This is a genomic window from Streptomyces sp. NBC_00358, assembly GCF_036099295.1.
GTDB lineage: Bacteria > Actinomycetota > Actinomycetes > Streptomycetales > Streptomycetaceae > Streptomyces.
Genome location: NZ_CP107976.1, coordinates 7,399,521 through 7,422,153, shown reverse-complemented (window position 1 = coordinate 7,422,153; position 22,633 = coordinate 7,399,521). Strand labels below are relative to the sequence as shown.

The 22,633-nt window shown below is 71.4% G+C and carries 17 protein-coding genes; 8 read left to right on the top strand and 9 right to left on the bottom strand.

Features of this window, described 5'->3' with window-relative positions; genetic code table 11:
* Nucleotides 1-67: 67 nt before the first annotated feature.
* The 3 genes from OHT01_RS31685 to OHT01_RS31675 form a co-directional block, all read right to left on the bottom strand.
* A complete protein-coding gene (locus OHT01_RS31685) occupies nt 68-649 on the bottom strand; it encodes a helix-turn-helix domain-containing protein (RefSeq protein ID WP_328556525.1) in 582 nt (193 codons plus the stop codon).
* Nucleotides 650-1,365: 716 nt separating this feature from the next.
* A complete protein-coding gene (locus OHT01_RS31680; protein ID WP_328556524.1) occupies nt 1,366-3,981 on the bottom strand; it encodes an ABC transporter permease/substrate binding protein in 2,616 nt (871 codons plus the stop codon).
* Nucleotides 3,974-5,053 carry a quaternary amine ABC transporter ATP-binding protein gene (locus OHT01_RS31675; RefSeq protein ID WP_328556523.1) on the bottom strand — a complete coding sequence of 360 codons (1,080 nt, stop codon included), beginning with the start codon at nt 5,051-5,053 and terminating at the stop codon, nt 3,974-3,976. The genes OHT01_RS31680 and OHT01_RS31675 overlap by 8 nt, the downstream gene beginning before the upstream one ends.
* A 171-nt stretch (nt 5,054-5,224) precedes the next feature.
* Between OHT01_RS31675 and OHT01_RS31670 the strand changes: the two genes are divergently transcribed.
* The 4 genes from OHT01_RS31670 (at nt 5,225) to OHT01_RS31655 (ending at nt 9,944) form a co-directional block, all read left to right on the top strand.
* A complete protein-coding gene (locus tag OHT01_RS31670) occupies nt 5,225-6,163 on the top strand; it encodes a 5'-3' exonuclease (protein ID WP_328558340.1) in 939 nt (312 codons plus the stop codon).
* A gap of 101 nt (nt 6,164-6,264) precedes the next feature.
* Nucleotides 6,265-7,101, top strand: a complete 837-nt coding sequence (locus tag OHT01_RS31665; protein ID WP_328556522.1) for a siderophore-interacting protein — start codon at nt 6,265-6,267, stop codon at nt 7,099-7,101.
* A gap of 325 nt (nt 7,102-7,426) precedes the next feature.
* Complete coding sequence (locus tag OHT01_RS31660; protein WP_328556521.1) at nt 7,427-8,980, top strand: amino acid permease; 1,554 nt, start codon at nt 7,427-7,429, stop codon at nt 8,978-8,980.
* Between the two features lie 4 nt (nt 8,981-8,984).
* Nucleotides 8,985-9,944, top strand: coding sequence for an RluA family pseudouridine synthase (locus OHT01_RS31655; protein WP_328556520.1), 960 nt, complete (start codon nt 8,985-8,987; stop codon nt 9,942-9,944).
* Here the strand turns inward: OHT01_RS31655 and OHT01_RS31650 are convergent.
* The 6 genes from OHT01_RS31650 to OHT01_RS31625 all read right to left on the bottom strand — a co-directional run bounded on the left by OHT01_RS31650 (nt 9,938) and on the right by OHT01_RS31625 (nt 15,566).
* Nucleotides 9,938-11,431 carry a cytochrome P450 gene (locus OHT01_RS31650; protein WP_328556519.1) on the bottom strand — a complete coding sequence of 498 codons (1,494 nt, stop codon included), beginning with the start codon at nt 11,429-11,431 and terminating at the stop codon, nt 9,938-9,940. The genes OHT01_RS31655 and OHT01_RS31650 overlap by 7 nt on opposite strands.
* Before the next feature lie 75 nt (nt 11,432-11,506).
* Complete coding sequence (locus OHT01_RS31645; RefSeq protein ID WP_328556518.1) at nt 11,507-12,127, bottom strand: GTP-binding protein; 621 nt, start codon at nt 12,125-12,127, stop codon at nt 11,507-11,509.
* Nucleotides 12,108-12,557, bottom strand: a complete 450-nt coding sequence (locus OHT01_RS31640; RefSeq protein WP_328556517.1) for a DUF742 domain-containing protein — start codon at nt 12,555-12,557, stop codon at nt 12,108-12,110. Before OHT01_RS31640 ends, OHT01_RS31645 begins: the two co-directional genes overlap by 20 nt.
* On the bottom strand, nt 12,554-12,961 hold the full coding sequence (locus tag OHT01_RS31635) for a roadblock/LC7 domain-containing protein (protein WP_328556516.1): 408 nt from the start codon (nt 12,959-12,961) through the stop codon (nt 12,554-12,556). Before OHT01_RS31635 ends, OHT01_RS31640 begins: the two co-directional genes overlap by 4 nt.
* The gene (locus OHT01_RS31630; RefSeq protein ID WP_328556515.1) at nt 12,958-14,544 is read right to left on the bottom strand and encodes a sensor histidine kinase; all 1,587 of its coding nucleotides are present in this window, start codon (nt 14,542-14,544) and stop codon (nt 12,958-12,960) included. The genes OHT01_RS31635 and OHT01_RS31630 overlap by 4 nt, the downstream gene beginning before the upstream one ends.
* A gap of 395 nt (nt 14,545-14,939) precedes the next feature.
* Nucleotides 14,940-15,566, bottom strand: coding sequence for a TetR/AcrR family transcriptional regulator (locus OHT01_RS31625; RefSeq protein WP_328556514.1), 627 nt, complete (start codon nt 15,564-15,566; stop codon nt 14,940-14,942).
* Between the two features lie 212 nt (nt 15,567-15,778).
* Between OHT01_RS31625 and OHT01_RS31620 the strand changes: the two genes are divergently transcribed.
* The 4 genes from OHT01_RS31620 (at nt 15,779) to atzF (ending at nt 22,493) form a co-directional block, all read left to right on the top strand.
* Complete coding sequence (locus OHT01_RS31620; RefSeq protein WP_328556513.1) at nt 15,779-16,603, top strand: urea amidolyase associated protein UAAP1; 825 nt, start codon at nt 15,779-15,781, stop codon at nt 16,601-16,603.
* A complete protein-coding gene (locus OHT01_RS31615; RefSeq protein WP_328556512.1) occupies nt 16,600-17,199 on the top strand; it encodes an urea amidolyase associated protein UAAP2 in 600 nt (199 codons plus the stop codon). Before OHT01_RS31620 ends, OHT01_RS31615 begins: the two co-directional genes overlap by 4 nt.
* A complete protein-coding gene (locus OHT01_RS31610) occupies nt 17,196-20,723 on the top strand; it encodes a 5-oxoprolinase/urea amidolyase family protein (RefSeq protein ID WP_328556511.1) in 3,528 nt (1,175 codons plus the stop codon). Before OHT01_RS31615 ends, OHT01_RS31610 begins: the two co-directional genes overlap by 4 nt.
* 105 nt (nt 20,724-20,828) lie before the next feature.
* Nucleotides 20,829-22,493, top strand: coding sequence for an allophanate hydrolase (gene atzF, locus OHT01_RS31605; protein WP_328556510.1), 1,665 nt, complete (start codon nt 20,829-20,831; stop codon nt 22,491-22,493).
* Nucleotides 22,494-22,633: the final 140 nt, after the last annotated feature.

Here is a 22,633-nt window from a genome sequence, read left to right as displayed (position 1 = left end):
GCCCGCCGTACGACCACGGGCGCCTCTCCCGCGGCGTCCTCGGGCGGACCGTCCCCGGCCGCGCCGCTCAGCGCCTGCCGGAGTTGTGCCGGTCCTCCACCGCGTCGATGTGATCGGCGACCTCGACGACGATCACCCGGGTGTCCGGCACGGTGGCGCGCCAGCGGTGCCGGACCCCGCCCGTCAGATAGAGCGTGTCGCCGCGCCCGAGCCGATGGGCCCGCCCCTCCGCCTCGACCTCGACGGCACCGTCGGCGACGTACATCAACTTGTCGTTGCGGTGCTGGAGTTCGCGTCCCTCTTCGTGGTCGCCGGTGAACTCGACGGCGTGCAACTGGTGGTGGCCGCGCACCAGCGGGCGCGCGTGGGCCTCGGGGGTGAACTCGGCGCCCGCGTCCGCGCGTACGACATCGACACTGCACGCCGGGTCGGCGGCGGCGAGCAGTTCGACGGCGGTGGTGCCGAGAGCGTCGGCGACTCGTTCCAGGGAACTTCTGCTGGGCCGCGCCCGCTCGTTCTCCACCTGGCTGAGAAAGGGCACCGACAGGCCGCTGCGCTCGGCCACGACGGCGAGGGTGAGCCGCAGTGCCCGACGTCGTCGCCGTACGGCCGCACCCACCCGAAGGGGCTGTTCTTTGTGGTCGCCCATGGCTCCGGCTCCCTCCCTCGCGTCGTCGGTCCGCGAACCGTCCGGATTTCCGGTCCGCCGCTTCTGATGAGTTGTTTGCACCCTACGCATGTTCGGCAAACCGTTTCATGCACCCGTCACATCGCTGTCACATCGAGGGAGTGTGAGGGTTACAGTTCGCGCCACCGCGCAAGCCGTCGCACGCCCGCGGCCGCGCTCCTCCCGGACGGGACGAAAGGGCCGATCACCAGGGCGGGATGTGCGTGCGGGCCCGCCGATGGCTCGCTCCGGGCGTGAAGTCCGTTCTCCCGGTGCGCAGTTGGCGTTTCCGCTTCGCTTCGCGGCCCTCGGCGGCCGATGGCCGGCCGTGCCGCCGGGCACGGAGTCGACGTGCGGCGGGCCTTCACGGCCGTGCGCGGGGCGGGGCGGCACGCCGGCCGCGGGGCCGACGCCGGGGGCCGGAAGCCTGCCGGGACGGGACGGTCGCGTACCGCGTCACGGTTGTCCGGATCTCTCTCGTACGCCAGTGCGTGACCGCCGGTGTCGTCGCCCAGACGTGCGGACCGGGCTCCGCCAGGATGCGGACGGCGTCCGCGGTCCCCGGGAACGCCGAGAGGGGTGGTCCTTGTCGTACGGGTCAAGGGAACCCGTACGACAAGGACCACCCCTCGGAGTGAACCGCTCACCGCGCCTCGGCGCGAACCGTTCGCCGCGTCTCGCGGTGGACCGCTCGCCTCCTACTGCGGTGTCATCCTCCGCACCATGTACGGGTGCTCCTTGAGCCACGCGGCCACGGCGTCCTCCTCGTGCCCCTGCCCGCGCTGCTTGATCTCGCTCTCCAGGCCGCCGAGTTCGGCCTCGCTCATCCTGAAGTTCCTGATCCACTCCGTGAGCTTCGGGTACTGGCCCGGGAACTTCTTGCTGGAGATCGTACGGATCGTGTTGCCCTCGCCGAACAGCTTCCTGTCGTCGGCGAGTTTGGTGAGCCTGTACGCGCTGTAGGCCCAGTGCGGCGACCACAGCACGACCGCGACCGGCTCCTTCTTGGCGTACGCGCGCTTCAGTTCGGCCAGCATCGCCGGCGTCGAGCCGTCGACGACCTTGTACTCCTTGTCCAGTGCGTAGCCCGGAAGGACCTTCTTCTTCAGGAGGTTCATCTCACCGGTGCCCGGCTCGATACCGATGATCTTCCCGCCGAAGGTCTTCGACTTGCCCTTGAGGTCGGCGAGCGACTTGACGTCCTTCACGTACGAGGGGACCGCGACCTCCAGGGAGGTCGGCTTGTACCAGGTGCCGAGGTCGTTCAGGTCCTTCTTGTGCTGGTCCCAGTAGTTGGACTGGGCGTACGGCAGCCAGGCGTCGAAGTTGAGGTCGAGATCGCCGGAGGCCAGGCCGGTGTAGACCGGGCCGACGTCCATCTGCTTGAGGTCGATCGTGTAGCCGCGCCGGGCCAGCACGTTCTTCCAGAGGTAGGTGACGGCGACGTCCTCGTCCCAGGGGAACCAGGCGACGTCCAGCGGGCGCTTCGCCTCGGCCGGGGTGGCGGCGGAAGCGCTCTTGACCGGGGCCAGCTTGTCCACGACTCCGGGGTTCTTCTTCAGCCAGGCGCGCACCGCGTCCTGCTGCTTGCCCTTGCCGACCTTGTTGATCTCGGCTTCGAGGCCGGTGAGCTGCTTCTCGGTCATCCTGAAGTTCTTCAGCCACGTGCCGACGACCGGGTTGTCCTGCGCGAAGCCCTTGCGGGACAGCGTGTGCACCCCGTCGCCCTTGCCCCAGGCGCCCTTCGGGTCCTTGAGCTTCTTCAGCCTGTAGTCGCTGTAGGCCCAGTGCGGCGACCAGAGCGTGGCGACGATCGGCTTCTTCGCGGCGTACGCGCGCTTCAGCTCGGCCAGCATCGCGGGCGTGGAGCTGTCGACGACCTTGTACTCCTTGTCGAGCCCGTACTCCTTGAGCACCTTGCTCTTGAGCAGGCCCATCATCCCGGCGCTGGACTCGATGCCGGTGATCCTGCCGCCGAAGGTGCCGGCCCTGCCCTTGAGGTCCTCCAGGGAGTCGATGTCCTTCATGTAGGCGGGCACGGACAGTTCGAGCGAGGTGCGGCCGTACCAGGAGCCCAGGTCGTCGAGCTGCCTGCCGTACTTCTTCCAGTACTGGGCGTGCGTGGTCGGCAGCCAGGAGTCGGTCTCGAAGTCGACGTCGCCCTGGGCGAGCGAGGTGTAGAGGGGGCCGGCGTCGAACTGCTTGACGTCGACCTGGTAGCCGCGCTCCTCCAGGATCTCCTTCCAGAGGAAGGTGGAGGCGACGCCCTCGTCCCAGGGGATGTAGCCGATGGTGACCTTCTTGCCCTGGCCGACGTTCTCGCCGTCGGCCGCGGTGGAGGTCGAACCCGCACCGCCGAGGACGCCCATGCCGCCCGCGACCAGGGCGAGTACGACGACACCCGCCATGGCCACGACGGGCCGGGGGCGGTACGACCAGATCCTCGGACCCTGCGCGGCGCGCGCCTTGGCGGCGGCACGGCGGCCGAGCGGGGAGACCTGGGTGCCCAGCGCGCCGGTCATGCGGTCCAGGTAGATCGCGAGGATGACGATGGCGACGCCCGCCTCGGAACCGAGGCCGACGTTCAGCTGCCCGATGGCCTCGTTGACGTCACCGCCGAGACCGCCGGTGCCGACCATGCCCGCGATGGCGGCCATGGACAGGCCCAGCATGATGACCTGGTTGACGCCCGCCATGACGGTGGGCAGCGCCAGCGGGAGCTGGATACGCAGCAGCGTGTCGCGCGGGGTGGTGCCGAACGCGTCGGCGGCCTCGACCAGTTCCTTGTCGACCTGCCGGATACCCAGCTCGGTCATGCGGACACCGGGGGCCAGCGCGAAGATCAGGGTGGCGACGATGCCGGCGGGGGCACCGGTGCCGAAGAACAGGATCGCCGGGATGAGGTAGATCATCGCGGGCAGCGTCTGCATGAAGTCGAGGACCGGCCGGACGATGCCGCTGACCCGGTCGGAGCGGGCCGCCCAGATGCCCACGGGTACCGACACGACGAGCGCGATGAGCGTCGCGACGAGGACCAGCGAGAGGGTCACCATCGCGTCCTCCCACAGTTCGAGGGAGTCGATGAAGGCGAAGCCCACGAAGGTGAGGACACCGGCCGAGGTGCCGCGCAGCCAGAAGGCGACGACGGCGAAGATGCCTGCGAGGAGGAGGGGCTGGGGCGCCTGGAGGACGGCGTCGATGCCGTCGTAGGTGCCCGAGAACACGGTCTTGAGGAAGTCGAAGAGCCACGCCATGTGGTTCAGCAGCCAGTCGACCGCGCTGTTGACCCAGTCGCCGAAGGGGATCCTAGGCACCGGCCTTCACCTCCGCGCCGCGCGAGCCGGGACATGGCTCGGGCGTGCCCTGCTCGTCGCCGAGGAAGCCGACGAGCCGCTGCCGGGGGACGACACCGACGAGAGTGTGCTCCTTGTCGAGGACCGCGACCGGGTGGGACAGCCGGGCGCTGATCGCGCAGAGGTCCACGAACGAGGTGTCCGGTGCGGCGGTCTCGCAGGTGCAGCCGGCCTCGTCGCCGCGCACGTGCGTGTCCATGACGGCGCCCGCGGTCAGCACCCGTGAGCGGTCGACGTCCTGGGTGAAGGAGGCGACGTAGTCGTCGGCGGGCCGGACGAGGATGTCCTCGGCGGTGCCGATCTGCACGATGCGGCCGTCCCGCATGACGGCGATCCGGTCGCCGAGGCGCATCGCCTCGTTGAGGTCGTGCGTGATGAAGACGATGGTCTTCTTGAGCTTCTTCTGGAGCTCGATGAGCTGGTCCTGCATGTCCCGTCGGATCAACGGGTCCAGCGCGCTGAACGACTCGTCCATGAGCAGCAGGTCGGCGTCGGTGGCGAGCGCGCGGGCGAGCCCCACGCGCTGCTGCATTCCGCCGGACAGTTCGTCGGGCCAGGACTTCTCCCAGCCGGCCAGTCCGGCGAGTTCGAGGGCCGTGGCCGCCCGTTCCCTGCGTTCGGCGGCCGGTACACCCTGGACCTCCAGACCGTAACCGGCGTTCTCCAGCACGCTGCGGTGCGGGAACAGCGCGAAGTGCTGGAAGACCATGCTGATCTTCCGGGAGCGGACCTCGCGCAGTTCGCGCGCACTGAGCGCGGTGAGGTCCTGGCCGTCGAAGCGCACCTGCCCCGCGGTCGGTTCCAGCAGTCCGTTGAGCATGCGCAGCAGCGTGGACTTCCCGGATCCGGACAGGCCCATGACGACGAAGATCTGCCCCGGTTCCACCGTGAAGGACGCGTCGATCACCGCGGCGGTGATGCCGTCGGCGCGCAGTTCCTCACGGTCGGCCCCCTGGCGGAGCCGCTCCACGGACGCTTTCGATCGTCTTCCGAACACCTTGTACAGATGATCGGCCTCAAGCCTGGATGACACGTGTGCCTCTCGTTCGAACGCGGGGAACGGGTTGGACCAACGGTTTCGACGTTCCCGACGGCTGGTGACGGTTGAATGCACAACCGAGTCCGTTCAGAGGCGGCGCCTGCCCACGCTTACACGGAGCAAACACGGGAGTGGTCCAGGTCACTGTCAGTGGCGTACGGCATGATGCGGAACGTGACGACGCAGACTCGACGACTCATGCTTCTCGACACCGCCTCGCTGTATTTCCGCGCCTACTTCGGTGTGCCGGAATCCGTGAAGGCCCCGGACGGCACTCCGGTGAACGCCGTGCGCGGGCTGCTGGAGTTCATCGACCGCCTGGTGAAGGACCACCGCCCGGACGACCTGGTGGCCTGCATGGACGCGGACTGGCGCCCGCAGTGGCGGGTCGACCTGATCCCGTCGTACAAGGCGCACCGGGTCGCGGTGGAGACGGAGACAGGCCCGGACGAGGAGGAGGTGCCGGACACGCTCTCCCCGCAGGTTCCCGTCATCGAGGCCGTCCTGGACGCGGTGGGCATCGCGCGCGTGGGGGTCGCCCGGTACGAGGCGGACGACGTGATCGGCACGTTCACCGGCCGCGCCACGGGCCCGGTCGACATCGTCACCGGCGACCGTGACCTGTATCAACTCGTCGATGACAAGCGGGAAGTGCGCGTGCTGTACCCCCTCAAGGGCGTCGGCACGCTCCAGCTCACCGACGAGGCCTGGCTGCGCGAGAAGTACGGCGTGGACGGCCCGGGGTACGCGGATCTGGCCCTGCTGCGCGGCGACCCGAGCGACGGACTGCCCGGGGTGCCCGGCATCGGGGAGAAGACGGCCGCCAAACTGCTCGCCGAGTTCGGCGACCTGGCCGGGATCATGGCCGCGGTCGACGACCCCAAGGCCAAGCTGACGCCCTCTCAGCGCAAGCGTCTGGACGAGTCGCGGCCGTACCTCGCCGTGGCGCCGACGGTCGTCAAGGTGGCCGGGGACGTACCGCTGCCCGAGGTGGACACGGCGCTGCCGCACGCGCCCGCGCATCCCGCCGCACTCGACGAACTGGCCGAGCGCTGGGGCCTGGGCGGCTCGTTGCACCGCCTGCTCACGACCCTGCAGACCTAGCCGAACACTTCTGGCACGACGGGCACCGCCTCATGCATAGGTGTCACAGAGGAAGGGATGCTAACTTAGGTAAGCCTAAGCATGTGAATCAGGAGGCAGTCATGGCAGAGCGCCCGGAACGCAAGCCCCGGAAGCCCCACTCCGCGAAGGTCGTGCGGACCGAGCGGCTGACCCCCCACATGCAACGGGTGGTCCTCGGGGGCGACACTCTCGCGGACTTCGCCGCGGGCACCAGCACCGACCACTATGTGAAGCTGCTCTTCGGTCCCGCGGGTGTCACGTATCCCGAGCCCTTCGACATGGAGCGCATTCGCGAGGAGTTCCCGCGCGAGCAGTGGCCGGTGACGCGGACGTACACCGTGCGCGCCTGGGACCCCGAAGTGCGCGAGCTGACACTGGACTTCGTGGTGCACGGCGACGAGGGACTCGCCGGGCCGTGGGCGCTTCGGGTGCAGCCCGGCGAGGTCGTCCGGTTCATGGGACCCGGTGGCGCGTACGCGCCCGACACGAGCGCCGACTGGCATCTGCTCGCGGGTGACGAGAGCGCGCTGCCCGCGATCGCCGCCGCGCTGGAGTCGCTGCCCGACGCCGCCGTCGTCCGCGCGTTCGTCGAGGTCTCCGGACCCGAGGAGGAGCAGAAGATCGACTCCGCCGCGGAGGTCGTCTGGCTGCACCGCGGTGACCGGCCCGTGGGCGCGGCGCTGGTGGAGGCCGTACGAGCGCTGGAGTTCCCGGAGGGCCGGGTGCACGCGTTCGTGCACGGCGAGGCGGGCTTCGTGAAGGAACTGCGGGGGCTGCTGCGGGTCGAGCGCGGGATCTCGCGCGACGACCTGTCCATCTCCGGCTACTGGCGCCTCGGTCACAACGAGGACGGCTGGCAGGCGGGCAAGCGCGAGTGGAACGCCCAGGTCGAGGCGGAGCAGGAGGCGTCGGCCTGACGCCGGCGCGTCCCCCGTACGCCACCAGGAGGCGGCCCGCGTGACGCGGGCCGCCTCCTGACGTACGTACGGGCAGCCGGGCGGGGCGACCACCGCGGGCCGCACCCCACCCACGAGCTCGACCGGCCACCGCCCGCGCGACCGGACGCCCGCGTCAACAGACACGATGTATCGCGTCGGAGCCAGGGCTGCGGACACGTGAGGACTTCGGCCCGTCGGCGACACGGCCGCGTCACGCGGGCGAAACAGGGCCTCCCTAATTTCTGTCACCCGACAGGAATTCCTGGGAATCCCTCTCCCTTCCGCGCCGAAGGCAGGTGCCGCCGTGACCACCACCGCCCCCTCCGACGTACGACCCGATCCGCCGGAGTCCACCGACGACCGCTCCCTGACCGAGTTCGGCTACCGCCAGGAGCTGCACCGCAGCCTCGGCCGGTACGCCTCGTTCGCCGCCGGCTTCTCCTTCATCTCCGTCCTCACGACGGTCTTCCAGTTCTTCGCCTTCGGGTACGCGTTCGGCGGCCCGGTCTTCTTCTGGACCTGGCCGGCCGTGCTGATCGGCCAGTTGGCGGTCGCCGCCTGCTTCGCGGAACTGGCCGCGCGCTACCCGATCTCCGGCGCGATCTACCAGTGGTCCTCTCGTCTCTCGAACCCCTCCTTCGGCTGGTTCGCCGGCTGGATCATGGTGATCGGGCAGATCGTGGTGGTCGCCGCGGCGGCGCTCGCCCTGCAGATGGTGCTGCCCGCGATCTGGTCCGGCTTCCAGCTCGTCGGCAGCGATCCGGCCCCGACCAGTCCCGACGGCGCGGCCAACGCGGCCGTCCTCGGCGTCGTCCTGCTCGTCCTGACCACGCTGGTGAACGTCCTCGACAACCGGGTGATGTCCGCGATCAACCGAGTCGGCGTCACCGCCGAGATCATCGGCGCCGTCCTGATCATCGTGCTGCTGCTCACCCACTCCGAGCGCTCCCCCGGCATCACCTTCCACACCGGTGCCGCCGGCGGCACGGGCCTGTTGGGGGCGCTGATGGTCGGCTCGTTCATGGCCGCGTACGTGATGATCGGCTTCGACAGCGCCGGTGAGATGAGCGAGGAGACCCACCACCCGAGGCGCACCGCACCGCGCACGATCCTCACCGCCCTCGGCGCGGCGGGCCTGCTCGGCGGACTGATCGTGCTCGGCGGACTGCTCGCCGCCCCGAGCCTCACCGACGGCCGCCTGGGCGTCGACGGACTCAGCTACGTCCTGACCAGCAGCCTCGGCGACGGCGTCGGCCGGGCACTGCTCGCCGACGTGGTGGTGGCCATCGCGGTGGCCACCCTGGCGATCCAGACCGCCGCCTGCCGCATGCTCTTCTCGATGGCCCGCGACGGCCGGCTCCCCTTCTCGGGCCGTCTCGCGAAGGTGGACCCGCGCACCGGCATGCCGAGCGCCCCCGCCCTGGTCGTCGGCGTCCTCGCGGCGGCCCTGCTGCTCCTGAACTTCGCCTCCCCGGACGCGTTCCTGGCGATCGGCACCACCTGCATCGTGATGCTGTACCTGGCGTACGCGATGGTCACCGGCCCGCTCCTGGTGCGCCGGCTGCGCGGGCGGTTCACCGCGGACGGCACCGACGAGACCGGCGCCCCGCTCTTCTCCCTGGGCCGCTGGGGCGTCCCCGTCAACGCGCTCGCCCTCGTCTACGGCCTCTTCATGACGGTCAACCTGGCGTGGCCGCGCGCCGCGGTGTACGACCCGGCGGGCGGGCACTGGTACTTCCGCTGGTTCACCCTGCTCTTCCTCGGTCTGACGCTGGCCGCGGGCGCCGGGTATCGGGCCTTCAGGGCTCGGGCGACGGCGGCCGGGGCTCCCGAGGTGGTCCCGGCCTCGTACGCTTGACCGGGTGAGACGCAAGCCCCGGATCCCGCCCTCTCCCCTCCCGCAGCGCCACGGGGTCGACCCCGTGCGGATCAGACTGCCGCGGGAGGGGAGCCGGCCCACCGTGCGGGAGTACCTGGTGGAGCGGCTCGCGGCGGGCGACGGGGTCATCGACACGATGATCGACGAAGGTCAGATCGTCGGCGAGGACGGACGGCCGCTCACCGCCGAAGCGGCCTACGCGCCGGGGATGTTCCTGTGGTTCCACCGGGAGCTGCCCGACGAGGAACCGGTGCCGTTCCCGCTCGACGTGGTGTACCGGGACGAGCACATCGTCGTCGCCGACAAGCCGCACTTCCTCGCCACCACACCTCGCGGCAGCCATGTGGCGGAAACAGCCCTCGCCCGGCTGCGCCGGGAACTGGGGCTGCCCGAGCTGGGCGCCGCGCACCGCCTCGACCGGCTGACCGCCGGACTCGTGCTGTTCACCGTACGGCCGGAGGAACGCGGCGCGTACCAGTCGCTGTTCCGCGACCGGCTGGTCGGCAAGGAGTACGAGGCCGTGGCGCCGTACGACTCCGCTCTCGCCCTGCCGCGCACGGTCACCAGCCGCATCCTCAAGGAGCGCGGGGTGATGGCCGCGCGGGAGGTGACGGGCGAGCCGAACGCGGTCACCGGGATCGAACTGGTGGAACACCGGGACGGGCTGGGCCGCTACCGGCTCACCCCGCGTACCGGTCAGACCCATCAGCTCCGGGTGCACATGAGCGCGTCGGGTGTGCCCATCCTCGGCGATCCGCTGTACCCGGTGGTGACCGGTCCGGTGCCGGCCGGCGACTTCCGGCGCCCGCTCCAACTGCTGGCTCGGGCACTGGAGTTCACCGATCCGGTCACCGGGCGGGCCCACCGGTTCGTGAGCGGGCGGGTACTGGAGGCGTGGGCCTCGTACGACGCCTGGTCGGACCGGACCACCGGGGATCAGTAGCCGCGCCACCAGCGCAGGAGCCGCTGCCAGGCGCCGAGCCGGGCGGGCTCGGGGGCCGGGACGGGCGGCGGGGTCACCGGCTGCGACATGGGCGAGGCCGGCGCCGAACCGTCCGTCGTGACCTGCCAGTGGGACCGCTGCGGGGGCAGCGCGCGGACGGAGGGCCGCTGCATGACGTCCTGCGTCGGCTTGGGCTGGAACCGCACGGGCAGATCGACCAGGTGGCGCGAGGACATGGACGCCCGCCAGCGCAGGTCGCCCTCGTCACAGTCGAGTTCGACGTCGGGCAGCCGCAGCAGCAGGGCGTCGACGCCGACGTCGGCGATGGCGCGGCCGATGTCCTGTCCGGGGCACTCGTGCGGACCGCCGCCGAAGGCGAGGTGGGAGCGGTTGCCCTGCATGCTGGCGGCCAGGTCGGGGCGGATGCGGGGGTCGACGTTGCCCGGCGCGATCCCGAAGAGCAGTCCGTCGCCCTTGCGGATGCGCCGACCGCCGAGCTCCGTGTCCTGCTTGGCGAAGTAGCCGAGGACGGCGCTGAACGGCGGCTCGTTCCACAGGGACTGCTCGACCGCCTCGGGCACGGTCATCTGCCCGCCGTTCAACTGGGCGCGGAATCGCGGGTCGGTGAGCACCATGCGCAGCACGTTGGCGATGAGGTTGGCGGTGGCCTCGTACGCCGCGAGCAGGACGAGCCGCAGGTGCTGGGCCACCTCGTCGTCGGTGAGCCGGGCCGGGTGGTTGATGAGATGGCTGGTGAAGTCGTCCTCGGGCTCGGCACGGCGGCGCAGTGTGTGCTGGGTCAGCACGCCCATGACGTACTCGTTGCTGGCGATCGCGGTGTCGGTGCCCTTGAGCAGGTCACGGGTCGCCTGCACCATGCGGTCGTTGTAGTCCTCGGGCATGCCGATGATCTCGCAGAGCACGGACATCGGCAGGTGCTCGGCGAACTGTCCGACCAGATCGGCCTCGCCGAGCTCGCAGAACACGTTGACCAGGCGCTGCGTGGCGCGGTTGATGTAGCGCCGCAGGCTGCGGAAGTCGATGGTCGACATGGCGCCGGTGACGGCTCCGCGCAGCCGCAGGTGCTCGTCGCCCTCGGCGTGCGAGCAGATGGGCTGCCAGGCGATATGGGGGGCGAGCGGATGGTCGTCGCCCGCCGTGCCGTCCTGGACGGCGGTCCACAGCCGGCTGTCGCGCGCGTAGTGCGCGGGCGTGCTGACCATGTGCAGGTTCTCGGCGTGCCCGAGGACCACCCAGATCGGTACGTCGTTGTGGAGCAGCACGGGCGCGACGGGGCCGTGTTCGGCCCGCAGCTTCTCGTACAGCGCGTCCAGGTCCTCCGCCTCGGGCCCGTACAGGCGGCGCAGTCCGCCCGGACCGACACCGGGTCCGCCGCCGGCGCGGATGCCATGGGCGGGGCAGCCGGGGGGCGGGGCGCCGAGCGGGGGTTCTTCGGTACCGGCCGGAGAATGGGATTCGGTCGTCACAATGATCGCTCCGAAGCTCAATTGCGTTCTGTGAATGGGGAGTTGGCGAACGGATGCCGTTTCACCGTACGGCGTTCAGACGCGCGCCGAAGTCATCGCCAGGGAATGCAGGAACCGCATCAGGGTCATCAGCGTGTCGCGGCTCGACGCCCTGCGACGCGCGTCACATTTCACGATCGGGATCTCTTCGGAGAGGTCGAGCGCGGCCCGCAGGTCCTCGACCGGGTACCGGGGCGCGTCGGGGAAGTCGTTTATCGCGACGACGAACGGAACACCGCGTTCCTCCAGCCGGCCGATCACGTCGAAGCTGACCTCCAGCCGGCGGGTGTCGATCAGCACGACCGCGCCGAGCGCTCCCTCGAAGAGGCCGTTCCACAGGAACCAGAAGCGCTCCTGGCCCGGAGTACCGAACAGGTAGAGGACCAGTTGGTCGGTGATGGAGATCCGGCCGAAGTCCATGGCCACGGTGGTGGCCGTCTTGGTCTCGGACCCGTAGTTGTCGTCGACTCCGATGCCGGCCTGCGTCATGGTCTCCTCGGTCGTCAGCGGCTTGATCTCGCTGACGGAGCCCACCATGGTCGTCTTGCCGACTCCGAAGCCGCCCACGATCACGATCTTCACCGCCGCCTGCGCGGTGTGCGGCAGGTGGTCCTCGGCGCGAGGACCCGTGACGGTGTCAGAGCTTTTGAAGTCCATGCATCACCGCTTCGAGGAGGGAACGGTCGGGGAGCGCCTGACGGACGATCGGGGCGCGCGCCTGTACCAGTTCGGCCGCCAGCAGCTCGGTGAGCAGGACGGTCACCACGCTGAACGGCAGATTGAGATAGGCCGAGATCTCGGCCACGGACAAAGGGGCCCTGCACAGCCGCAGCAGCGCCGACTGCTCCGGCTGGGTGGCGGGCTGCGGTGGGGCGGCACGTGTCACGACCAGCGTGACCAGGTCGAGCTCGGCCCGGTCGCCGGCGTCACCGCCGCCGGTGAGCACGTACAGCCGCTCGGGGTTCTTCGGTTTGCCCTGGTCGTCCTCCCCCTCGCGGCCTTCCGAGCCGGCGAGGGGGAGGACCGCTGCGGGAGGTTCCGGGGGCCGCTCCTTGGGTTGGCGCCGCCGGCGTTGCGGAGGAGTCATACGGTCTGCCCGTTGCGCCGCGGCGGACTCGTCAGATGGGCGCCGATCCGTACGACGAGGTCGCGCATGCGGTTGCTCATCAGCCCGGGTTCCGCGGTCTGGTTGGCGAGTACCGCGAGATAGGCGTTGGGGCCCGCCGACATCAGGTAGAAGTAGCCGCCGTTGATCTCGATGATGACCATCCGCATCCGGCCGTCGCTTCTCGGGATCTCGCCGGCGACGGCCCCGGCCAGGCTCTGCAGGCCCGCGCAGGCCGCGGCGACCCGGTCGGCCGCGTCCGGGTCGCCGCCGTAGCGGGCGATGCGCAGTCCGTCGGCGGAGAGCACCACGATCTGCTGGATGCCCGGCACTCCGTCGGCGAGTTCCTTGAGCATCCAGTCGAAGTTGGCTCGCTGCTGGATCACTTGAGGTCCCCCTCGTCGTCGGCCTCGGCAGGGGCCGGCTGGTTGTCCGTGCTGAATGCGGTCGGGTCAGGGTCACCCTTGAGTCCGTTCATGAACGCCTCGACCCACAGGCCGGGTTCGGGCTCCTTCTCGTCCGGTTCGGGCTCGGGTTCCGGCTCCCACGGGTCGGCGCCGCCGGCTGCCTCCCGCTCCGCGCGGGCCGCCTCGGCGTAGCGCTGGCTGAGCGGGACCTTGACCCGGCTGCGGCGCTGCGGCAGACCGCCCGGCGTCCATTCGGTGACCACCGGGACGTCGTCCTCGCGGGGGTCGCCGCTCGACGAGGGGATCCGGGGACCGGTGGTCGGCCGGCGCTTCTTGGGCTTGCGCGCCGGACCCTCGACCCCTCCGTTGTCGATGCCGGCCACGGAGGTGGCTCCGATGCCGTGCGCGAGACCGGGGGCGAAGTCGTCGGTGAGCATGGCGCGCGGTGCGACGATGACGGCGCGGACGCCGCCGTACGCGGACTGCCGCAGCGAGATCTGCATGTTGTACATCTGCGCGAGTCGTCCGACGACGGCCATGCCGAGCCGGGGCGCCTGGCCCATGACGTTCGGGTCGACACCCGCCGCGGCCAGCCGGAGCAGCTCCTCGATCTTGCCGCGGGCCTCGTCGCTGAGGCTGACGCCGCCGTCCTCGATCTCGATGGCGACGCCGGTCTGCACCTCGATCGCGGTGACGTGCACCCTGGTGTGCGGGGGCGAGTACCGGGTGGCGTTGTCCAGGAGCTCGGCCAGGGCGTGGATGAGCGGTTCGACGGACACGCCCGTGACGGCGACGTCGACGATGTTGTGCAGCTCGATGCGCCGGTACTCCAGGATGCGCGACATCGCGCCGCGCAGCACGCTGAACAGCGGTACGGGCTCGGGCCATTGGCGTCCGGGACGGCCGCCGCCGAGCACCGCGATGGAGTCGGCGAGCCGGCCGATCAGCGCGGTGCCGTGGTCGATGCGCAGCAGGTCGTCGAAGACCTCGGGGTTGCGCCCGTGGTCCTCCTCCATCTCTCGGAGTTCGTTGTTCTGCTGGTGGACGATGGCCTGGACGCGCCGGGCGATGTTGACGAAGGAGCGCTGCGCGGCGTCGCGCATCGACTCCTCGGTGTCGACGATCTTGAGCAGTTTCTTCAGCAAGTCCTTCTGGGACTTGGGGATGTCGCGGAGGTCCGGGTTGTCGCGGCCCAGGGTCCGCACGACCTCCGAGGGGGAGTCCCCGTCGTGCAGTCGGTCGAGCGCGTAGGGCAGGGTCTCCTGGGTGAACCGCACGATCTCCTGGTCGTGGGCGGCGACGCGCTGTTCCAGGGAGGCGGCTCGGCCCGCGAACTCGGCCCGCAGGTCGCGGGCGACACGGCCGCGACGGACCGCTTCGCCGCCGATCGCGATGACCAGCAGCGTGGCGAAGCCGCCGCACAGGGCGACCGCGCCCCGGGCCGGCTCGGTCACCGCCGCGACTGCGGCGCCGGTCGCCACCGCCATCAGTATGGCCGGCAGCAACAGCACGCGCGCGTAGGGAAGTTCACTGTCACCGGGAGGCGATTGAACACTCACCATGTATGCCCTCTGAGACAAGTCGGCTGGGGGGTGCGGGAGGTATGTGGGGGAAACGTCATGGATCGACACGGATCAAACGAGATCTTCGGAACTTTTGGGAACAAGCGCACGAATACATCCCAACTCGGTGCGCTGCGGGCGAGCTTAGTCCGACCGGATCAACGCTGTGTCATATTCAGCAAGCGCCTGAAACCGCCCATAGGACTGGAGTACCCTCAGCCCCATTTACACGCTGTGCCCCCATGCGTACACGCTGCGTGATGACGTGCGGGCTCGCGAAAACCCCCGATCGCCGCACGGAAGCGACGCCGGAGAGACGCCGGAGCGGTGGCGGAGCGACGCCGGAGCGGCCGTGGAGCGGCGACGAGAGGGCGAGGTGAGGCGGCGGTGAGGGCTCAGATTCCGGCGATGCGCAGCGCCGCGTCCGCCGTGGCCTCGGCGAACGCCGAGACGGGGCGCTGCGGGTCCGAGCGGTGCACGAGGATGACTCCCTCGATCAGCCCGAACAGCAGATCCGTCCGCAGATCCAGCTCGGTCTTGGCGAGCGCGCCGCCGGCCGCCGTGGCGGCGAGCAACTGACGGTAGGTGTCCTTGAGTTCGGCGCGTACGGCATGGAAGCCGGCGAAGCGTTCCGTGCGCACCTCGGGAAGCAGATAGAGACCGCCGAGGTTGTGCGGGCCCCCGCAGAGCACTTCCACGTCGGTGCGGCACAGTTCCCACAGCCGACCCTCCGCCGGCGCCGTGTCATCGGCGAGGAGCTCGCGCGCGAAGGCCAGCGAGGGCGTGACCGTGGACTCCAGGAGCTCGGCGAGCAGCTCCTCCTTGCCGGACACGTAGTGGTACATGGACGCCTGGCGCATCCCCGCCCGTTCGGCGACGGCGCGGGTGGTGGTGGCCGCGTATCCCCGGGTCGTGAACAACTCGGCCGCCGCGTCGAGCAGTTCGGCGCGTGGCGTCAGCCCGCTGTCCGGCCGTTGCGCGGCCCGTGGCCTGCCGACCCGTCGTCCGCCACCCGTTCCCATGCGTTCGATCCTCGCACACCCGACGTGCGCCGACCGGCGGCGCGACGCGCGCGAGAAGGACGGGCGGCGGCGCCCTCACCGGGCCGCCCCCGGCGGAGCGCCCCGGTGAGGGACAGGTAACCACCCGGCAACACGAGGGACATGGCCGCGACCCACCCCGCCCCTAATTTCTGTCAAGCGACAGAAATGACCCAGGAGCCGGAGGACCCGCGATGGCGACAGCGACCACCTACGGAGCACGCGACCACGCCCGCGCCCAGCAGGGAACCCGTGCGGAGGCCATGCCCGTGGTCCCCGCGGGCGACTGGCCCGCGCCGCCCTGCGAGGCGGGCCATCTGGTGTGGGCGGAGACCGTGGCGGGCGGCAACTACACGCACAAGGTGCTGGCCCGGGGCACCGAACTGCGGCTGACCGACCTCACCGGCGACGCCTGCGCGCATCTGCTGCTGTACGTCGCGGACCGCCCGTGGGAACGCCTGAACGTCGCCGACACCGTCAAGGTCCAGTGGAACGCCTATCTGGGCCAGGGGCAGTTGCTCCTCTCCGACCAGGGCCGCGTGCTGGCCTCGGTGGTCACCGACTCCTCCGGACGGCACGACGCCCTGTGCGGCACCTCCACGCTCGTACGCAACACCGAGCGGTACGGGGACGGCACTCCGCAGTCCGCGTCCCCGGCCGGGCGCGAGCTGTTCAAGCTGGCCGCCGCCAAGAACGGGCTCGGGCCCCGCGACCTGCCGCCCTCGCTCTCCTTCTTCCAGGGGGTGGAGATCCGCGACGACGGCTCACTCGACTTCACCGGCTCGGCCGGAGCGGGTGGCAGCGTCACCCTGCGCGCCGAGCAGGACGTCACCGTACTGATGGCGAACGTGCCGCACCCGGCCGATCCTCGCCCCGCCTACACGAGCGGCCCCCTGGAGGTGCTGGCCTGGCGCGCACGGGCGACCGCGGCGGGCGACCCGCTGTGGGAGGCCACGCCCGAAGGCCGCCGCGCGTTCCTCAACACCGCCGAACACCTTGCCACGAGGGGGCTCGCATGACGCACGTCACCGTCCCGGCCAGGGCCGCCTGGTCCGCCGTCGTCCGCGCGGGCGAGACGCTCACCGTCACCGATCTGCACGGCAACCAGGCCGTCGACTTCCTGGTGTACGACGCCGGGGACACCTCCGTCCGCTACAGCGCGCCCGACACCATCCAGGCGCAGGGGAACATCTTCCTGACCACGGGCAGTGTGCTGATGTCGAACGAGCACACCCCGCTGATGACGGTCGTCGAGGACGAGGTCGGCCGGCACGACACGGTCGGCGGCGCCTGCTCCAAGGAGTCCAACACCCTGCGGTACGGACACCACACCTGGTCCCAGCACGCCTGCGTGGACAACTTCCTCGCGGAAGGCGCCCGTTACGGCCTCGGCAAACGCGATCTCGTCTCGAACATCAACTGGTACATGAACGTGCCGGTCGAGAAGGACGGCACCCTCGGCATCGTCGACGGCATCTCCGCGCCGGGACTGCGGCTGAGCCTGCGCGCCGACCGCGAGGTGATCGTGCTGGTCTCCAACTGCCCTCAGATCAACAACCCGTGCAACGGCTTCGAACCGACGGCGGTCGCGATGACGATCGGGGCGTCCGCATGACCTTCGACACCCTGCTGATCGCCAACCGCGGCGAGATCGCCGTCCGGATCATCCGGACCGCCCGCGAACTGGGCCTGCGCACGGTCGCCGTGTACTCCGACGCCGACCGCGCCGCGCCCCACGTCCGGCTCGCCGACGAGGCCGTACGCCTCGGCCCGGCCCCCGCGAAGGAGTCCTACCTCGACGGCGACCTGGTCCTGAAGGCGGCCAAGGACACCGGGGCCGGGGCCATCCACCCCGGGTACGGCTTCCTGTCCGAGGACGCCGCGTTCGCGCGGCGCTGCGAGGACGCCGGGATCGTGTTCGTCGGACCGACGCCGGAACAGCTGGAGCTGTTCGGCGCCAAGCACACGGCGCGGGCCGCCGCCGAGGCCGCGGGAGTGCCGCTGGCGCCGGGCACGGGGCTGCTCGCCGGCCTTCCCGAGGCCCTCGACGCGGCCGGGAGCATCGGCTATCCCGTCATGCTCAAGGCCACCGGCGGGGGCGGTGGCATCGGCATGTCGGCATGTCGATCCGCCGATGAACTGACCGAGGCCTGGGACCGGGTGCAGCGCGTCGCGGCGGCCTCCTTCTCCTCCGCCGGGGTCTTCCTCGAACGCCTCGTCGAGCACGCCCGCCATGTCGAGGTGCAGGTCTTCGGCGACGGCCGGGGCCGGGTCGTCACCTTCGGCGACCGCGACTGCTCGCTCCAGCGCCGCAACCAGAAGGTCCTGGAGGAGGCCCCCGCCCCGGGCCTGCCCTCCCCCGTGCGCGACCGACTGGCCTCCGCCGCCCGCGAGTTGTGCGCCTCGGTCGGCTACCGCTCGGCCGGTACCGTCGAGTTCGTCTACGACGCCGCCCGCGAGGAGGCGTACTTCCTGGAGGTCAACACCCGTCTCCAGGTGGAGCATCCGGTCACCGAGGAGATCTACGGCGTCGACCTGGTCGCCTGGATGCTGCGCCTCGCGAGAGGCGAGTCCGATGTCGTACGCGATCCCGGCGAGCCCCGCGGTCACGCCGTCGAGGCACGGGTGTACGCCGAGGACCCCTCACGCGAACACCGGCCGAGCGCGGGCCTGTTGACCCGGGTGGAGTTCCCCGGCGGGGTCCGGGTGGACGGCTGGGTCGAGACGGGCACCGAGGTGACCACCTCGTACGACCCGATGCTCGCGAAGATCATCGCCTACGGGCCGGACCGGGCGCACGCCCTGGAACGGCTCGACGAGGCCCTGGCCAGGACCCGGGTGGACGGGATCGAGACGAACCTCGGTCTGGTGCGGGCCGCGCTCGCCGAACCGTCCTTCCGGCGGGCCGGGCACTCGACGGCCACTCTGGCCGACGTCCGCGACCCCACCCCGCGCGTCGAGGTCGTCTCCGGCGGCACGCTCACCACCGTGCAGGACTGGCCCGGCCGCACCGGCTACTGGCAGGTCGGGGTACCGCCGTGCGGCCCGATGGACGACCTGTCCTTCCGGCTCGGCAACCGGGCGCTCGGCAACCCCGAGGGTGCACCGGGTCTCGAATGCACCCTGCAGGGACCGGCGTTGCGGTTCACCCACGCCACGACGGTCTGTGTCACGGGCGCTCCCGCGCCGGTCACCGTGGACGGATCGGCGGTCGCCCAGTGGGAGCCCGTGACCGTGCCGGCCGGGGCGGTGCTGGAGGTCGGCGCGCCCACCGGGCACGGACTGCGCACCTATGTGCTGTTCGCGGGCGGCGGGCTGGACGTGCCCGCGTTCCTCGGAAGCGCCTCCACCTTCACCCTCGGCCGGTTCGGCGGCCACGGCGGCCGCACGCTGCGGACCGGCGACGTCCTGCACGGCGGCGCCGCCACGGCGGCCGGGGCACCCGTGCCCCCCGCGGAACGCCCCCGCTTCACGGCCGAGTGGCGGGTCGGCGCCCTCGAAGGACCGCACGCCGCGCCCGAGTTCTTCACCGAGGACGACATCCACGACTTCTACGCCGCGGACTGGAAGGTCCACTTCAACTCGGCCCGTACCGGCGTGCGGCTCATCGGACCGAAGCCCCGCTGGGCCCGCACGGACGGCGGCGAGGCCGGGCTTCACCCCTCGAACATCCACGACACTCCCTATTCGGTCGGAGCCGTCGACTACACCGGCGACATGCCGGTGCTGCTCGGCCCGGACGGCCCCTCGCTCGGCGGCTTCGTCTGCCCGGCGACCGTCGTCAGCACGGAGCGCTGGAAGCTCGGCCAGTTCCGCCCCGGCGACACCGTCCGCTTCGCCCCGCTGGCCGACGACGGTTCACAGCGGCCCGCGATCGTCGACGGCGGTGTACTCGCCCGCGACGGCGATGTGACGTACCGCCGCAGCGGCGACGACAACCTGCTGGTCGAGTTCGGTCCCATGCAACTGGACCTCGCCCTGCGCATGCGGGTCCACGCCCTGATGGAGGCGGTGACCGAGGCCGCGCTCGACGGTGTCACGGATCTGACGCCGGGCATCCGCTCCCTCCAGATCCAGGCGGACCCGCGCCGGCTCCCCCAGCGCGAACTCCTGGACACCGTACGGCGCACGGTCCGCGCGCTCCCGCCGAGCGACCAGCTCGTCGTCCCCTCCCGCACCGTCCATCTCCCGCTGTCCTGGGACGACCCGGCCACCCGCGAGGCCATCGCCCGCTACATGGCCGGTGTCCGCGACGACGCGCCCTGGTGCCCGTGGAACATCGAGTTCATCCGCCGCGTGAACGGCCTGGACTCGGTGGACGACGTGTACCGCACGGTCTTCGACGCGGAGTACCTGGTCCTCGGCCTGGGCGATGTCTACCTGGGCGCCCCGGTCGCCACCCCGCTCGACCCCCGCCACCGGCTCGTCACCACCAAGTACAACCCCGCCCGCACCTGGACCGCCGAGAACTCCGTCGGGATCGGCGGCGCCTACCTCTGCGTCTACGGCATGGAGGGCCCCGGCGGCTACCAGTTCGTCGGCCGTACGACCCAGGTGTGGTCGGGCTGGCAGCAGCGCGGCGCGTTCGAGCCGGGCTCGCCCTGGCTGCTGCGCTTCTTCGACCGGATCAAGTGGTACCCGGTGGAGGCTGACGAACTCCTGGAACTGCGCGCCGACATCATCTCCGGCCGCTTCGTGCCGCGCGTCGAGGAGGGCACCTTCTCGCTGGCCGCGTACGAGGACTTCCTCGCCGAGAACGCCGAGTCCATCGCGGAGTTCCGCTCCCGGCAGGGAGGCGCCTTCTCCGCCGAACGGGACGCCTGGGAGGCGGCGGGCGAGTTCACCCGCGCCGAGACGGCCGGGGTCCCGGCGGCGCCGGCCGTCGAGGTGAGTGTCCCGGAGGGCGGCCGGCTGATCGAGGCCGAGTTCGCCGCGTCGGTGTGGCAGCTGAACGTGAAGCCGGGCGAGCGGGTGACGGCGGGGCAGCCTCTGCTGGCCCTGGAGGCGATGAAGATGGAGTCCCGTGTCCCCGCCCCGGTCGACGGCGTGGTCCAGCGGATCCTCGCCAGACCGGGCGACCAGGTGGAGGCGGGCACGGCCCTGCTGGTCCTCGCTCCCCCGGAGACCCCGACCCCCTGACCCCACTGACCCAGCACCGCCACCCGACCCGCCACCCGCACGAGCCGCGCCGCGCCGCGCCGATACGGCACCGGGCCCGCACCCGTACCCGTACAAGGAGTTCCGATGTCCGCCCTCACCCGAGTCCGCCTGGCGTACGCCCGTATCGAGGCCGCGGACCGCCCCGAGATCTGGATCGACCTGCGCCCCCGGCCGGAGGCCGAGAGCGAGGCCCGTGCCGTGGACGCCCGGGTCGCCGCGGGCGAGCACCTCCCGCTCGCCGGCACGGTGTTCGCCGCGAAGGGCAACATCGACGTGGCGGGCCTGCCCACCACCGCCGGCTGCCCGGCCTACGCGTACACGCCGGAGGCCGACGCCCCCGCGGTCGCCCGCCTCCGCGCCGCCGGAGCGGTCGTTCTCGGCACCACGAACCTCGACCAGTTCGCCACCGGCCTGGTCGGCACCCGCTCTCCGCACGGCGCGGTCCGCGGCGCCCTGGACCCGGAAAGGATCAGCGGCGGCTCCAGCTCGGGATCCGCGGTGGCGGTGGCTCTCGGCATCGTCGACCTGGCCCTCGGCACGGACACCGCCGGCTCCGGCCGCGTCCCCGCCGCGTTCAACGGCATCGTCGGCCTCAAACCGACCCGTGGCCTGGTGCCGACGACCGGCGTCGTCCCCGCCTGCGCCTCCCTGGACTGCGTGACCGTGTTCGCCCGCACCCTCCCGGAGGCCGAACAGGCCCTCGCGTACATGGCGTCCCCTTCCGGTCGCGAACTCCCCCCGCTCCCCCAGCGCGCCCCCGGCCCCTGGCGCGTCGCCGTCCCTCCGACGGAACAGCTCGGCGAACTGGACGAGGGCTGGGCCGAGGCGTACGAGGCGGCGGCCGGGCGGCTCGTGGCGGCGGGGGCCGAGGTCCGCACCCTCGACCTCACGCCCTTCACCGAGGCGGCCGCGATGCTCTACGAGGGCGCCTTCGTCGCCGAGCGCTACACGGCGGTGGGGAGCTTTGTCGACAAGCTGACCGCCGAGGGCGGTGCGGGTCTCGACCCGACCGTCGCGGGGATCATCACCCGCGCCCGGGACATCCCCGCGCACCAGTTGTACGCCGACCAGGAACGGCTGGCCTCCCTGCGGGCCCGGGCGCTCAGCGAACTGGCCGACGCCGACGCGCTGCTCCTGCCCACCGCGCCCGGCCATCCCACCCTGGCCGAGGTCGCCGCCGACCCGCTGGGCGCCAACGCCCGGCTGGGCCGCTTCACCAACTCCACGAACCTCTTCGACCTGGCGGCCGTCGCCGTCCCGGCCGGCCGGACACCCGCAGGACTTCCCTTCGGCGTGATGCTGATCGGCCCGGCGTTCACCGACGAGCGGCTCGCCCGGATCGCCCGCTCGCTGGAACCGGAGATGCGCCTCGCCGTGGTCGGCGCGCATCTGTCCGGCCAGCCGCTCAACCCGCAACTGCTGTCCCTGGGCGCCCGCCTGGACCGTACGACCACCACCGCCCCCGTCTACCGCCTGCACGCCCTGGCCACCAGCCCGCCGAAGCCGGGCCTCGTGCATGTCGGCGCGGGCGGCGCCGCCGTCGAGGCCGAGGTGTGGAGTCTCCCGGCGGACGGTCTCGGACGCCTGCTGGCGGCGCTCCCCCGCCCGATGGCACTGGGCAGCGTGGAACTGGCCGACGGCAGCAGCGTGCCCGGCTTCCTCTGCGAACCCGGCGCGCTGGACGGCGCGCCCGACATCACGGAGTACGGAGGCTGGCGCGCGTACGTGAGCCGCCACCCGGACCACTGACCCACCCGTGCCCCCACCGGCACCCGTCCGGCACGGGCACGGGACCGTCAGCCGCATCCCGCCGAGACGGACGCGTGCCGCCGGTTTCACCCCGGCGGCACGGGACCGGAACCGCGGGCCGCACCCACCGGAAACGGGCG